This window comes from Mycobacterium saskatchewanense (genome assembly GCF_010729105.1).
In the GTDB taxonomy this organism is placed as follows: domain Bacteria; phylum Actinomycetota; class Actinomycetes; order Mycobacteriales; family Mycobacteriaceae; genus Mycobacterium; species Mycobacterium saskatchewanense.
Map to the genome: position 1 here is coordinate 4671523 of NZ_AP022573.1, position 13924 is coordinate 4685446.

Genomic DNA, 13924 nt, shown 5'->3' on the forward strand with positions numbered 1-13924 from the left:
CGAACGGGCGGCCGGCTTCACGTTCGCGGGGCCTTGCGCACCCGGCGCCCCATCGGTCACATCAGCACCGTCTCTGGACCACCACTCACTTTTCGGATGCGCTATCACCGGTGATATCGCATCCGAAGGTCGCCGGCGTTGTTCGGTGGGGGCGGCGAAGAATTGTGCGCGCGAATTTCTTCCTTCAACCGCTCGTAATCGGCACCCGCCGGATCGGGCCGAGGCGCCGGATCTTCCTTGAAGGTGTGGTTGTCAACGCCGTGGATTGGGGGCCTCGGTGGCGGAGGACTCTGTGGAAACGTGTCGCGAATGCCCGCCACGGCTGCGGCAACTTTACCGGCGACTTGCTGATCAAGGGACACCAATTGCACTGCGCGCTGGCGGATGTCGGCGGAGAGGGCCTCGGCCTGTGCTCGACGGGCGGCGCGCTGGGCCGCCGATCCGCCCGAGGAGCGGTCGAACACCGACCCGTCTTCATCGACATCGAAGCCGGCGGCGTTGGCGTCCTGCACCGCGTATCGCACCCGCGAGCGCCGCGGATAGATCCGAGGCCCCGCTGCGCGCGACTTTGGCGGCCGCCTGCACCTGGTCGGCGACAGCGTTGGTCGCCACCAGGTCGGAGCGCGTTGCCATGTGCAGTGCCTCGGCCCCGGAGCCCCGCCAGTCGACCGTCAGCGCGTCGCGCCAAACCTGATGGGCAACCCCATAATGCGCGCGCCGACGGTCTCCCAGTGGTCGGCCGCTTCCGTCAGATGCGAGGTGGGCCAGGCCAACAGCTGCGAGAGGTCCGGCAAGGCGCTCGCCTGCCGCGCCGCGCCGAAACCCGCCGGAGGGGCGACCGCGTCGAGATCGCGGCCCGACGCGGCCCACCGTGCGGCCATCGCCCGCACACCGGCGGTATCCACACGCAACGGCCGCATAGGCCGAAGTTTGGCCGAGAAAGCGATGCAGCGAAAGTCACCCACCCGCGCCGCTCACTACACTGGCCACGTGCTCATCGGTTCGCACGTCCGCAACGACGATCCCCTGGCCGCCGCCCAGGCCGACGGCGCCGACGTGGTGCAGTTCTTTCTCGGCAACCCGCAGAGCTGGAAGAAGCCGAAGCCGCGCGAGGACGCCGAGACGCTCAAGGCGTCGGCCATCCCGCTGTACGTCCACGCGCCCTACCTCATCAACGTCGCGTCGGCGAACAACCGCATCCGCATCCCGTCGCGCAAGATCCTGCAGGACACGTGCGACGCTGCCGCGGAGATCAACGCGACGGCGGTCATCGTGCACGGCGGCCACGCCGACGACAACGACATGGAGGCCGGCTTCGAGCGCTGGGTCAAGGCGCTCGACTACCTCAAGACCGACGTGCCGGTCTACCTCGAGAACACCGCGGGCGGGGACCACGCCATGGCCCGGCACTTCGACACCATCGGCAGGCTCTGGGATCGCATCGGCGACAAGGGAATCGGCTTCTGTCTGGACACCTGTCATGCGTGGGCCGCGGGCGAGGAGCTGGTCGACGCGGTCGAGCGGATCAAGGCCCTGACCGGCCGCATCGACCTGGTGCACTGCAACGACTCGCGCGACGCGGCGGGCTCGGGCGCGGACCGGCACGCCAACTTCGGCACGGGGCAGATCGATCCGCAGTTGCTGGCCGCGGTGGTCAAGGCCGCCGACGCGCCGGTGATCTGCGAGACGTCCGACGAGGGCCGCAAGGACGACATCGCGTTCCTGCGGGAAAACATCAGCGGCTGAGCCGACATGGTCGGCCGCCTCACCCTGCTGCTGGGCGTCGTCCTGCTGATCGCCGGCTGTATCCCGAAGACCCCGCCGTCCACCTTCGGCACCGGCGTGAGCGTCCATACGCTCCGCGCCGGGGGACAGGAACGCAACTACCGCCTCTACAAGCCCGCCGGGCTGCCCGCGAGGGCCCCGCTCGTCGTGATGCTGCACGGCGGGTTCGGCACGGCCGAGCAGGCCGAAAGGGCCTACGGCTGGGACGAATTGGCCGACGGGGCAAAGTTTGTCGTCGCCTATCCCGACGGCCTGCACCGGGCCTGGAACACCAATGGCGGCGGTTGCTGTGGGCGGCCGGCCCGCGACGGCGTCGACGACGTCGCCTTCATCGCCGCAGCGGTGACCGACATCGCCAACAACGTCGGCATCGACGCGTCCAGGGTCTACGCCACGGGCATCAGCAACGGCGGCATCATGTCCTACACGCTGGCCTGCAACACCGGCGTCTTCGCCGCGATCGGCCCGGACTCGGCGACCCAACTCGATCCCTGCCGGTCCCCGCACCCCACGTCGGTCATCGCTGTCCACGGCACCGCGGACCGGCTCATCCCCTACGCGGGCGGCCAGGGCATCAGCGTGATCAACGGACCCTCGGTGCAGGACGTCAACGCGTTCTGGCGCAACGTCGATCGCTGCGGCACCCCGACCACGGTGACCAACGGCCCGGTGACCACCTCGACGGCGGCGTGCGCCGATCACCGTGCCGTCGCGCTCATCACGGTCGATGGGGGTGGCCACGAGTGGCCCCCGTTCGCCACGGAATCGCTGTGGCGATTCTTCGACGCGCACCCACGCTGATCATTACAGCTCTTGTGCAGCTGTCGAGAAAATGTAATATCGGTGCCATGCCAGACACCCATGTCGTCACCAACCAGGTTCCGCCGCTGGAAAACTTCAACCCCGCGACGTCCGCGGTACTCGTCGAGGCCCTGATTCGTGAGGGCGGGGAATGGGGCCTGGACGAGGTGAGCGAGGTGGGCGCCCTCGCCGGTGGCCACGAAGCCCAGCGGTGGGGGGAGCTGGCCGACCGCAACCGGCCCATCCTGCACACCCACGACAAATACGGCCACCGGGTCGACGAGATCGAGTACGACCCGGCCTACCACGAGCTGATGCGCACGGCGATTGCCCATGGCATCCACGCCGCCCCGTGGGCCGACGATCGCCCGGGCGCGCACGTGGTGCGGGCCGCGAAGATGTCGGTCTGGAACGTCGAGCCCGGCCACACCTGCCCGATCTCGATGACCTACGCCGTCGTCCCCGCGCTGCGCTACAACCCGGAATTGGCCGCGGTCTACGAGCCCTTGCTCACCAGCCGCGAGTACGACCCCGAACTCAAGCTGGCCACCACCAAGCGCGGCATCACCGCCGGCATGTCCATGACCGAGAAGCAGGGCGGATCCGACGTGCGCGCCGGCACCACCCAGGCGACGCGGAACGGCGACGGCAGCTACAGCCTGACCGGCCACAAATGGTTCACCTCGGCGCCGATGTGCGACATCTTCCTGGTCCTCGCGCAGGCGCCCGGCGGGCTGTCGTGCTTCATGCTGCCGCGGATCCTCCCCGACGGCACCCGCAACCGGATGTTCCTGCAGCGGCTCAAGGACAAGCTCGGCAATCACGCTAACGCGTCCAGTGAGGTCGAATACGACGGCGCCACCGCCTGGCTGGTGGGGGAGGAGGGCCGCGGGGTGCCGACCATCATCGAGATGGTCAACCTCACCCGGCTGGACTGCACCCTGGGCAGCGCCACCAGCATGCGCACCGGCCTGACCCGCGCCATCCACCACGCCCAGCATCGAAAGGCGTTCGGCGCCTACCTCATTGACCAGCCGCTGATGCGCAACGTCCTGGCGGACCTGGCCGTGGAGGCGGAGGCCGCCACAATCGTCGCGATGCGGATGGCCGGCGCCACCGACAAGGCTTTGCGCGGTGACGGCCAGGAGGCGCTGCTGCGCCGCATCGGCTTGGCGGCCAGCAAGTACTGGGTGTGCAAGCGCGCCACGCCGCACGCCGCCGAGGCGCTGGAATGCCTGGGCGGCAACGGTTATGTCGAGGACTCGGGCATGCCGCGGCTGTTCCGCGAGGCGCCGCTGATGGGCATCTGGGAGGGTTCGGGCAACGTCAGCGCGCTGGACACGTTGCGCGCCATGGCAACCCGACCCGAATGCGTCGAGGTGCTGTTCGACGAACTGCAGGAGAGCGCCACCCAGGACCCCCGGCTGGGCGACCATGTGGAGCGGCTGCGACGGCAGCTGGCCGAGCTGGACACCGTCACCTACCGCGCCCGCAAGGTTGCCGAGGATATCTGCCTGGCCCTGCAGGGGTCGCTGCTCGTCCGGCACGGCCATCCGGCCGTCGCCGAGGCGTTCCTCACCACCCGGCTCGACCGCCAGTGGGGCGGCGCGTTCGGCACCATGCCGACCGGGCTGGACCTGGCACCCATCCTGGAGCGCGCTCTGGTAAAGGGCTGAGCGCCAATGACTCACGCAATCAGGCCCGTCGATTTCGACAACCTGAAGACGATGACCTATGAGGTCACCGACCGGGTCGCGCGGATCACCTTCAACCGGCCGGAAAAGGGCAATGCGATCATCGCCGACACCCCGCTGGAGCTCTCGGCGCTGGTGGAGCGGGCGGACCTCGACCCGAACGTGCACGTCATTTTGGTGTCCGGCCGCGGTGAGGGCTTCTGCGCGGGCTTCGACCTGAGCGCCTACGCCGACGGGACCGGGTCGGCCGGCGGCACCGGCAAATACCAGGGCACCGTGCTCGACGGCAAGACGCAGGCGGTCAACCACCTGCCGAACCAGCCGTGGGACCCGATGATCGACTACCAGATGATGAGCCGCTTTGTGCGCGGCTTCGCCAGCCTGATGCACGCCGACAAGCCCACGGTGGTCAAGATCCACGGCTATTGCGTGGCCGGCGGCACCGACATCGCCCTGCACGCCGACCAGGTGATCGCCGCCGCTGATGCCAAGATCGGCTACCCGCCGACGCGGGTGTGGGGAGTCCCGGCGGCCGGGTTGTGGGCGCACCGGCTGGGCGACCAGCGCGCCAAGCGCCTGTTGTTCACCGGCGATTGCATCACCGGGGCGCAGGCCGCCGAGTGGGGCCTGGCGGTCGAGGCCCCCGCGCCGGAGGACCTCGACGAGCGCACCGAGCGGCTGGTGCAGCGCATCGCCGCGGTGCCGGTCAACCAACTGATCATGGTCAAGCTGGCGCTGAATTCGGCCCTGCTGCAACAGGGTGTCGCCACCAGCAGGATGGTCAGCACCGTGTTCGATGGCGTCGCCCGCCACACGCCCGAAGGGCACGCCTTCGTCGCCGACGCGGTCGAGCACGGCTTCCGGGATGCGGTCAAGCATCGCGACGAGCCGTTCGGCGATTACGGCCGCCGGGCCTCGCAGGCGTAGCCATGCCCAGCATGACAGCGCGGTCGGTGGTGCTCAGCGTGCTGCTCGGCGCGCACCCGGCGTGGGCGAGCGCCAGCCAATTGATCGGACTGACAGCGGATTTCGGTATCAAGGAGTCGACGTTGCGGGTTGCCCTGACCCGCATGGTCGGCGCCGGCGACCTGGTCCGCTCTGCCGACGGCTACCGCCTCTCCGACCGCTTGCTGGCCCGCCAGCGCCGACAGGACGACGCGATGCGCCCGCGCACCCGGCCGTGGCGCGGCGAATGGCTCGTGGTGGTGGTGACCAGCGTGGGCACCGACGCCCGCACCCGCGCTTCGCTACGGAATACGATGCACGAGAAGCGCTTTGGTGAGTTGCGCGAAGGTGTATGGATGCGGCCCGACAACCTCGACCTGGAGTGGGGCGGTGACGTATCGGCGCGGGTGCGCATTCTCACGGCGCGCGACGACGCGCCCGTGCAGCTCGCCCACGAGCTGTGGGACCTGGCCGCCTGGGCGAAGGCCGGCCATCGCTTGCTCGACGACATGGCCCGCAACGCCCGCGCGGGCGACATCCCCGGCCAGTTCGTGGTGGCCGCCGCGATGGTGCGCCACCTGCTCACCGATCCCGTGTTGCCGGCCGAACTGGTCCCCGACGACTGGCCCGGCCAACGGCTGCGCGAGGCTTACCACGACTTCGCCACCCAGCTGGCGGAGCGACGCGAAATGACTCAACTCGTGGAGGCGACATGAGCGACCCGGTGCGGGTGGAACGCAACGGCCCGGTGACCACGGTGATCCTCGACCGGCCCGGGGCCCGCAACGCCGTCAACGGCCCCACCGCTGCCGCGCTGTTCGCGGCGTTCGACGAGTTCGATCGCGACGACGCCGCATCGGTGGCCGTCCTCTGGGGTGACGGCGGAACATTCTGCGCCGGGGCCGACCTCAAGGCGTTCGGCACCCCGGACGCCAACGTCGTGCACCGGACGGGACCTGGCCCGATGGGGCCGACGCGGATGGTGTTGTCCAAGCCGGTGATCGCCGCGGTGAGCGGTTACGCCGTCGCCGGCGGGCTGGAACTGGCCATCTGGTGTGACATGCGGGTGGCCGAGGAGGACGCCGTCTTCGGGGTGTTCTGCCGGCGGTGGGGCGTGCCGCTCATCGACGGCGGCACCGTCCGGTTGCCCCGGCTGATCGGACACAGCCGCGCCATGGACATGATCCTCACCGGCCGTGGCGTCAAGGCCGACGAGGCGCTGGCGATGGGGCTGGCGAATCGGTTGGTGCCGAAGGGGCAGGCCCGCCAGGCCGCCGAGGAGCTGGCGACCCAGCTCGCCGCGCTACCCCAACAATGCCTGCGGTCGGATCGCCTTTCGGCGTTGAGCCAATGGGGCGCAACGGAATCCGACTCCCTAGACTTCGAGTTCGCCAGCATCTCCCGCGTGGCCGCCGAGGCGAACGAGGGGGCCGGCCGGTTCGCGGCAGGCGCCGGCCGTCACGGAGCGCCGGCAACCTGACCGATCAGCTGCCCTTGCTGATGGTGTTGCTCGAGCCGATCTTGTCGACTTTGGGGTCGCCGTCCTTGTAGGTGATGGTGTTGTTCATCCCCAGCACCGTGATCCGGGTGTTGACCTTGTCGAGCGTGATCTTGTTCTCAGCGCCGCCTACCGTCAGCGACTCACAGGTCCCGGTGACGGTCAGCGTGTTGCTGGAGCCCGCCACGTTCAGCGATTTGCCGCTGGCGCAGTCCAGGGTGGCCGTGGTCCCCATGGATCCGTAATTCAGCGTGTTGCCGATCTCGACCGACGCGGTGGTGCTTGCCCCGCTGCTCCCCGTCGTGGGTGCGGCTCCGGCGCTCGTGGTCGATGTCGGGCTGCTCGTCGTTGTCGTCGACGAGCCGCCCGGCGGGTTGGCCGTCGAGCTGCAGCCGGCCAGCGCCAGCCCCGCGCAGGCCGACGCCGCGGCCAGCCTCAGGGAGTAGTCACCGAATCGCACGCGCATTGATCCTCTTTCCCCTCGATTGATCCCGGCGGCTCAGCCGGGTACCTGCTGCAGCCGATTGGTCATGCCGAGCTCGCGTCCGCGGTCCCAGATGATCGGCGAACCATTGTGGTAGAACACCGTCTCGTCCCAGCCGTAGACGGTGATGTCGTGCGTGACCGAGTCGGCGACCACGGTGTTGCCGGATCCCATCACCGTCACGGCCCAGCAGTTCCCCAGCGCTGTGACCTTGTTCTGCGTGCCGTTGACGAGCAGCGTGGCGTCGTTGCAGTCGATCGTCTGCTCGAGGCCCTGGCCGACGATGTGCGTGTCGCCGTTCTTCGCGTGCGCCGGCACCCCGGGGGCGGCGGCGAGGGCGATGACGCAGGTGGCCAGCGACCCGGCGGCGGTTGTCCTGTTCACTGGGCCCCCTTTTCGACGGGTGGTCTCGTGCAAATGAGCCTGGGATGACATTACGTGCAACCGCCGGCCCAACGGCAGTGTTCTTCTCCTTTCGCCGGGCGGTCACGCGCCGCCGCCGCGAATCGGTTCGGCGGCCGGCGTCAACTAGAGTCATTAGTTACCGTTGCGCCGCCGATCGGCGGCGACGGTCACCGCAGTGAGGGGCAATCGCCATGGCAGCTCAGCCGGAACCGCCGACGGCGGCCGGCCGCCAGCGCGCGGGCCGCACCGGCGCCCGCCCGGCCAAGCTGAGCCGCGACGGCATCGTCGACGGTGCGCTGACCTTCCTGGACCGGGAGGGCTGGGATTCGCTGACCATCAACGCATTGGCAACGCAGCTGGGGACCAAGGGCCCGTCGCTGTACAACCATGTGGACAGCCTCGAGGATCTGCGCCGCGCGGTGCGGATCCGGGTCATCGACGACATCATCACGATGCTGAACAGGGTGGGCGAGGGGCGCGCCCGGGACGACGCGGTGCTGGTCATGGCCGGTGCCTACCGCAGCTACGCTCATCACCATCCCGGCCGCTATTCGGCGTTCACCCGGATGCCGCTGGGCGGGGACGACCCCGAATACGCGTCCGCGACGCGGGGGGCGGCCGCGCCGGTGATCTCGGTGCTGTCCTCCTATGGCCTCGACGGGGAGGCGGCCTTCCACGCGGCGCTGGAGTTCTGGTCCGCACTGCACGGCTTCGTCCTGCTGGAGATGACGGGCGTCATGGACGACATCGACACCGATGCGCTGTTCTCCGACATGGTCCTTCGCCTGGCGGCGGGCCTGGACAGGCGCACCGCCGAGCAGGGTCTGAAGCCGCTTTGACCTGCGCGACCGGCGCCGGGTATTGTGGAGGCTCGTGCCTGGCGGCTTACGGCGCCTGACCGTAAGGAAGTGGATGCCGGGCGAATTCGCATGTCCACGACGTATCGGATGAAACCGGTGCTGAGCGCGTGCGACACACCCGGCCGCGGGGTACGTGGGTTACTCCCAGGCAGGTGATAACCGCAGTACAGAGACTTGAGAAGACGTCGAACACAGAAAGCCGGTAGATGCCAACCATTCAGCAGCTGGTCCGCAAGGGTCGCCGCGACAAGGTCGCCAAGGTCAAGACGGCGGCCCTGAAGGGCAGCCCGCAGCGCCGTGGCGTATGCACCCGCGTGTACACCACCACTCCGAAGAAGCCGAACTCGGCGCTTCGGAAGGTCGCGCGCGTGAAGCTGACGAGCCAGGTCGAGGTCACCGCCTACATCCCCGGTGAGGGTCACAACCTGCAGGAGCACTCGATGGTGCTGGTGCGTGGCGGCCGAGTGAAGGACCTGCCCGGCGTGCGTTACAAGATCATCCGCGGTTCGCTCGACACCCAGGGCGTCAAGAACCGCAAGCAGGCGCGCAGCCGCTACGGCGCAAAGAAGGAGAAGAGCTAATGCCGCGCAAGGGGCCCGCGCCCAAGCGTCCGTTGGTCAATGACCCTGTCTACGGATCGCAGCTCGTCACCCAGTTGGTGAACAAAGTTCTGCTCCAGGGGAAGAAATCGCTCGCCGAGCGCATTGTTTATGGAGCGCTTGAAAACGCGCGGGAGAAGACTGGAACGGATCCCGTCATCACGCTCAAGCGCGCTCTCGACAACGTCAAGCCCGCCCTCGAGGTCCGCAGCCGCCGCGTCGGCGGTGCGACCTACCAGGTGCCGGTCGAGGTGCGTCCGGACCGGTCCACCACGCTCGCGCTGCGCTGGCTTGTCAGCTTCTCGCGGCAGCGCCGGGAGAAGACCATGATCGAGCGGCTGGCGAACGAGATCCTGGATGCCAGCAACGGCCTCGGGGCCTCCGTCAAGCGGCGTGAGGACACCCACAAGATGGCCGAGGCCAACCGCGCGTTCGCGCACTATCGCTGGTAGTTAGCACCGGCGACGGCGCCGGGCGCAAACACGACAGCGAACCAAGCAATCGAAAGAGTGGGAAGACTTCTGTGGCACAGAAGGACGTGCTGACCGACCTGACCAAGGTCCGCAACATCGGCATCATGGCGCACATCGACGCCGGCAAGACGACGACGACGGAGCGCATCCTCTACTACACCGGCATCAGCTACAAGATCGGTGAGGTGCACGACGGCGCCGCCACCATGGACTGGATGGAGCAGGAGCAGGAGCGCGGCATCACCATCACCTCCGCCGCCACCACCTGCTTCTGGAACGACAACCAGATCAACATCATCGACACGCCCGGGCACGTCGACTTCACCGTCGAGGTGGAGCGCTCCCTGCGCGTGCTCGACGGAGCCGTGGCCGTGTTCGACGGCAAGGAGGGTGTCGAGCCGCAGTCGGAGCAGGTCTGGCGCCAGGCCGACAAGTACGACGTCCCGCGCATCTGCTTCGTCAACAAGATGGACAAGATCGGCGCGGACTTCTACTTTTCCGTGCGGACCATGGAGGAGCGCCTCGGCGCCAACGTCATCCCGATCCAGCTGCCCGTCGGCTCCGAAGGCGACTTCGCCGGCGTCGTCGACCTGGTCGAGATGAAGGCCAAGGTGTGGAGCTCCGAGGCGAAGCTCGGCGAGAAGTACGACGTCGTCGACATCCCCGCCGACCTGCAGGAGAAGGCCGAGGAGTACCGCACCAAGCTGCTCGAGGCCGTCGCCGAGACCGACGAGGCCCTGCTGGACAAGTACCTGGGCGGCGAGGAGCTCACGGTTGCCGAGATCAAGGCCGCGATCCGCAAGCTGACCATCAGCTCGGAGGCGTACCCGGTGCTGTGCGGCAGCGCGTTCAAAAACAAGGGCGTGCAGCCGATGCTCGACGCGGTCATCGACTACCTGCCGTCGCCGCTGGACGTGCCGCCCGCCGAGGGCCACGTCCCGGGCAAGGAAGACGAGCTGATCACGCGGAAGCCCTCGACGGACGAGCCGTTCTCGGCGCTGGCGTTCAAGGTCGCCACGCACCCGTTCTTCGGCAAGCTGACCTACATCCGGGTCTACTCGGGCAAGGTCGACTCGGGCAGCCAGGTCATCAACTCCACGAAGGGCAAGAAGGAGCGGCTGGGCAAGCTGTTCCAGATGCACTCCAACAAGGAGAACCCGGTGGAGACGGCGTCGGCCGGGCACATCTACGCGGTGATCGGCCTCAAGGACACCACCACCGGGGACACTCTGAGCGACCCGAACCAGCAGATCGTGCTCGAATCGATGACCTTCCCGGACCCGGTCATCGAGGTGGCCATCGAGCCCAAGACCAAGAGCGACCAGGAGAAGCTGTCACTCTCGATCCAGAAGCTCGCCGAGGAGGACCCGACCTTCAAGGTGCACCTGGATCAGGAGACTGGCCAGACCGTCATCGGCGGCATGGGCGAGCTGCATCTGGACATCCTGGTGGACCGCATGCGCCGCGAGTTCAAGGTCGAGGCCAACGTCGGCAAGCCGCAGGTGGCCTACAAGGAGACCATCAAGCGCGTGGCGCAGAACGTCGAGTTCACCCACAAGAAGCAGACGGGTGGCTCGGGCCAGTTCGCCAAGGTGATCATCAACCTCGAGCCGTTCACCGGTGAGGACGGGGCGACCTACGAGTTCGAGAACAAGGTCACGGGTGGCCGCATCCCTCGGGAGTACATCCCGTCGGTGGACGCGGGCGCGCAGGACGCCATGCAGTACGGCGTGCTGGCCGGGTACCCGCTGGTGAATGTGAAGGTCACCCTGCTCGACGGTGCCTACCACGAGGTGGACTCGTCCGAGATGGCGTTCAAGATCGCCGGCTCGCAGGTGCTGAAGAAGGCTGCCGCGCAGGCGCAGCCGGTGATCCTGGAACCGATCATGGCCGTCGAGGTCACCACCCCCGAGGACTACATGGGTGATGTGATCGGCGACCTGAACTCCCGCCGTGGCCAGATCCAGGCCATGGAGGAGCGGAGCGGTGCGCGTGTCGTGAGGGCGCATGTGCCGCTGTCGGAGATGTTCGGCTATGTCGGCGACCTGCGGTCCAAGACCCAAGGCCGGGCGAATTACTCCATGGTGTTCGACTCGTACGCCGAAGTGCCGGCGAACGTGTCGAAGGAGATCATCGCGAAGGCGACGGGTCAGTAATCGGCCAGAGCACCTCGGAGTAACCTTGCCGGGTCATCAATGCCTTGGGCGCGGCACAACTGAAAACACCAACACTGCTTAACAAGCACCAACACAGTCGGAGGACACACAGTGGCGAAGGCGAAGTTTGAAAGGACCAAGCCCCACGTCAACATCGGGACCATTGGTCACGTTGACCACGGCAAGACGACCCTGACCGCGGCAATCACCAAGGTCCTGCATGACAAGTACCCCACCCTGAACGAGTCGCGCGCGTTCGACCAGATCGACAACGCGCCCGAGGAGCGTCAGCGCGGCATCACCATCAACATCTCCCACGTGGAGTACCAGACGGAGAAGCGCCACTACGCGCACGTCGACGCCCCGGGTCACGCCGACTACATCAAGAACATGATCACCGGCGCGGCGCAGATGGACGGCGCCATCCTGGTGGTCGCCGCGACCGACGGCCCCATGCCGCAGACCCGCGAGCACGTGCTGCTAGCCCGTCAGGTGGGCGTGCCCTACATCCTCGTCGCCCTGAACAAGGCCGACGCGGTGGACGACGAGGAGCTGCTCGAGCTCGTCGAGCTGGAAGTCCGCGAGCTGCTGGCCGCCCAGGATTTCGACGAGGACGCCCCGGTGGTCCGGGTATCCGCGCTCAAGGCGCTCGAGGGCGACGCGAAGTGGGTCGAGTCCGTCGAGGAGCTGATGAACGCGGTCGACGAGTCGATCCCGGACCCGGTCCGCGACACCGAAAAGCCGTTCCTGATGCCCGTGGAGGACGTCTTCACGATCACCGGCCGCGGCACCGTGGTCACCGGCCGTGTGGAGCGTGGCGTGATCAATGTGAACGAGGAAGTCGAGATCGTCGGCATCAAGCCGACCAGCACCAAGACCACGGTCACCGGTGTGGAGATGTTCCGCAAGCTGCTTGACCAGGGCCAGGCCGGCGACAATGTCGGGCTGCTGCTGCGTGGTATCAAGCGCGAGGACGTCGAGCGCGGCCAGGTCGTCACGAAGCCCGGCACCACCACGCCGCACACTGAGTTCGAGGGTCAGGTCTACATCCTGTCCAAGGACGAGGGCGGCCGGCACACGCCGTTCTTCAACAACTACCGTCCGCAGTTCTACTTCCGCACCACCGACGTGACCGGTGTGGTGACGCTGCCGGAGGGCACGGAGATGGTGATGCCCGGTGACAACACCAACATCTCGGTGAAGCTGATCCAGCCCGTCGCCATGGACGACGGTCTGCGCTTCGCGATCCGGGAGGGTGGCCGCACCGTCGGCGCCGGCCGGGTCACCAAGATCATCAAGTAGCAGTTCTCTCAACACGGAGCCCGGATCGCCTTGCGGCGGCCCGGGCTTCGTGCTGTGCCGGGGCGGGAAAACTTGTGACTAAAGTCCTCGCCGCGCCGGGGTACTATTCGTCCATCGAGTCTTCGGACGCGACCGGGGGAGTTACTTGGCCGTGGCTGGAGGTTCGGATGTCCTATCTGGTGGCGGCGCCGGAGTATGTGGCGGCGGCCGCGAACGACCTGGCCAACATCGGCTCGGCCATCAGCGCCGCCAACGCGGCGGCGGTGGCTCCCACCTCTGGGGTGATGGCCGCGGGGGCGGACGAAGTTTCGGCGGCGATCGCCGCGCTGTTCGGCGCGCACGCGCAGGCTTATGAGGCGCTCAGCGCCCAGGCGGCGTTGTTCCACCAGCAATTTGTTCAGCTGATGAGCGGTGGGGCTGCGCAGTATGCGGCGGCCGAAGCCGCCAACGCCTCGCCGCTGCAAACCCCGTCGACCCCCGCCGCCGGTTTTTCGCCGGCTTCGTCGGCGGCCGCGGCAGCGACGTCGGCTTCGGCGCCCGTCGGCGCTCCCGTGGCGGCGGCGCAGGCGGCGGGCCCGGCCGCCGCACCGGTCACCACTCCGGCCGCCGCGCCGGTCACCGCTCCGGCCGCCGCGCCGCTCGCGACGATGCGGGCGGGAACGCCGCTGCAGGCCGCGGCGGGCGAGGCGACCGCGCCGGTCGAGACGGTCGAGGCGGTCGAAACGGAGCCGGCGGCCATCGCGCCAGCGAGCGCGCTGCCGTTGTCGGCCGGAACCCCGCTCGCCGCGCCGCCGGCCGCGCGGGCATACACGCCCGCGACGCCGGCCTACTCCCCGGCGCCCGCCGCCGAGGAGCGGCCCGCGGGCTGACCGAGTTTGCGCGAAACGCGCCCGCGGCGGCGCTAGTCTGACAGCGACTTCCA

16 protein-coding genes are annotated in these 13924 nt (G+C 68.2%); 12 read left to right on the forward strand and 4 right to left on the reverse strand.

All coding sequences use genetic code 11. From position 1 onward, the window contains the following. Positions 1-104: 104 nt before the first annotated feature. Positions 105-524, reverse strand: a complete 420-nt coding sequence (locus tag G6N56_RS29235) for a hypothetical protein (RefSeq protein ID WP_085258106.1) — start codon at positions 522-524, stop codon at positions 105-107. A 147-nt stretch (positions 525-671) separates the two neighbouring features. Beyond that, entirely contained in the window at positions 672-920 is a 249-nt protein-coding gene (locus tag G6N56_RS29240) for a hypothetical protein (protein ID WP_085258105.1), read from the reverse strand. A gap of 70 nt (positions 921-990) precedes the next feature. Between G6N56_RS29240 and G6N56_RS22010 the strand changes: the two genes are divergently transcribed. The 6 genes from G6N56_RS22010 to G6N56_RS22035 are packed head-to-tail and all read left to right on the forward strand — an operon-like array spanning position 991 to position 6705. Further along, positions 991-1746 (forward strand): deoxyribonuclease IV, encoded by a 756-nt coding sequence (locus G6N56_RS22010; protein ID WP_085258161.1) that lies wholly within the window; start codon positions 991-993, stop codon positions 1744-1746. A 6-nt stretch (positions 1747-1752) separates the two neighbouring features. Then, positions 1753-2586, forward strand: a complete 834-nt coding sequence (locus G6N56_RS22015) for an extracellular catalytic domain type 1 short-chain-length polyhydroxyalkanoate depolymerase (protein ID WP_085258104.1) — start codon at positions 1753-1755, stop codon at positions 2584-2586. Positions 2587-2633: 47 nt separating this feature from the next. Beyond that, the gene (locus G6N56_RS22020) at positions 2634-4262 is read left to right on the forward strand and encodes an acyl-CoA dehydrogenase family protein (RefSeq protein WP_085258103.1); all 1629 of its coding nucleotides are present in this window, start codon (positions 2634-2636) and stop codon (positions 4260-4262) included. Between the two features lie 6 nt (positions 4263-4268). Beyond that, a complete protein-coding gene (locus G6N56_RS22025) occupies positions 4269-5207 on the forward strand; it encodes a crotonase/enoyl-CoA hydratase family protein (RefSeq protein ID WP_085258102.1) in 939 nt (312 codons plus the stop codon). Positions 5208-5209: 2 nt separating this feature from the next. Further along, positions 5210-5941, forward strand: coding sequence for a PaaX family transcriptional regulator C-terminal domain-containing protein (locus tag G6N56_RS22030; RefSeq protein ID WP_085258101.1), 732 nt, complete (start codon positions 5210-5212; stop codon positions 5939-5941). Next, complete coding sequence (locus G6N56_RS22035; protein WP_085258100.1) at positions 5938-6705, forward strand: crotonase/enoyl-CoA hydratase family protein; 768 nt, start codon at positions 5938-5940, stop codon at positions 6703-6705. Before G6N56_RS22030 ends, G6N56_RS22035 begins: the two co-directional genes overlap by 4 nt. Before the next feature lie 4 nt (positions 6706-6709). On the opposite strand, the gene G6N56_RS22040 is transcribed toward G6N56_RS22035, so the two are convergent. Together G6N56_RS22040 and G6N56_RS22045 are read right to left on the reverse strand one after the other, a co-directional pair. Next, positions 6710-7189: a DUF3060 domain-containing protein gene (locus tag G6N56_RS22040; RefSeq protein ID WP_085258099.1), complete on the reverse strand. Its 480-nt coding sequence runs from the start codon at positions 7187-7189 to the stop codon at positions 6710-6712. 33 nt (positions 7190-7222) lie between these two features. Further along, the gene (locus G6N56_RS22045) at positions 7223-7591 is read right to left on the reverse strand and encodes a DUF3060 domain-containing protein (RefSeq protein ID WP_142280814.1); all 369 of its coding nucleotides are present in this window, start codon (positions 7589-7591) and stop codon (positions 7223-7225) included. A gap of 212 nt (positions 7592-7803) precedes the next feature. On the opposite strand from G6N56_RS22045, the gene G6N56_RS22050 reads away from it, so the two are divergent. From G6N56_RS22050 to G6N56_RS29545, 6 genes are all read left to right on the forward strand, one after another. Next, the gene (locus G6N56_RS22050) at positions 7804-8451 is read left to right on the forward strand and encodes a TetR/AcrR family transcriptional regulator (protein ID WP_085258097.1); all 648 of its coding nucleotides are present in this window, start codon (positions 7804-7806) and stop codon (positions 8449-8451) included. A gap of 227 nt (positions 8452-8678) precedes the next feature. Continuing rightward, complete coding sequence (rpsL, locus tag G6N56_RS22055) at positions 8679-9053, forward strand: 30S ribosomal protein S12 (protein WP_007767794.1); 375 nt, start codon at positions 8679-8681, stop codon at positions 9051-9053. After that, positions 9053-9523 (forward strand): 30S ribosomal protein S7, encoded by a 471-nt coding sequence (rpsG, locus tag G6N56_RS22060; protein ID WP_085258096.1) that lies wholly within the window; start codon positions 9053-9055, stop codon positions 9521-9523. Before rpsL ends, rpsG begins: the two co-directional genes overlap by 1 nt. Positions 9524-9594: 71 nt before the next feature. Further along, positions 9595-11700 carry an elongation factor G gene (fusA, locus tag G6N56_RS22065; RefSeq protein WP_085258095.1) on the forward strand — a complete coding sequence of 702 codons (2106 nt, stop codon included), beginning with the start codon at positions 9595-9597 and terminating at the stop codon, positions 11698-11700. Between the two features lie 111 nt (positions 11701-11811). Next, entirely contained in the window at positions 11812-13002 is a 1191-nt protein-coding gene (gene tuf / locus G6N56_RS22070) for an elongation factor Tu (RefSeq protein WP_085258094.1), read from the forward strand. A gap of 167 nt (positions 13003-13169) precedes the next feature. Beyond that, a complete protein-coding gene (locus G6N56_RS29545) occupies positions 13170-13871 on the forward strand; it encodes a PE family protein (protein ID WP_085258093.1) in 702 nt (233 codons plus the stop codon). Positions 13872-13924: the final 53 nt, after the last annotated feature.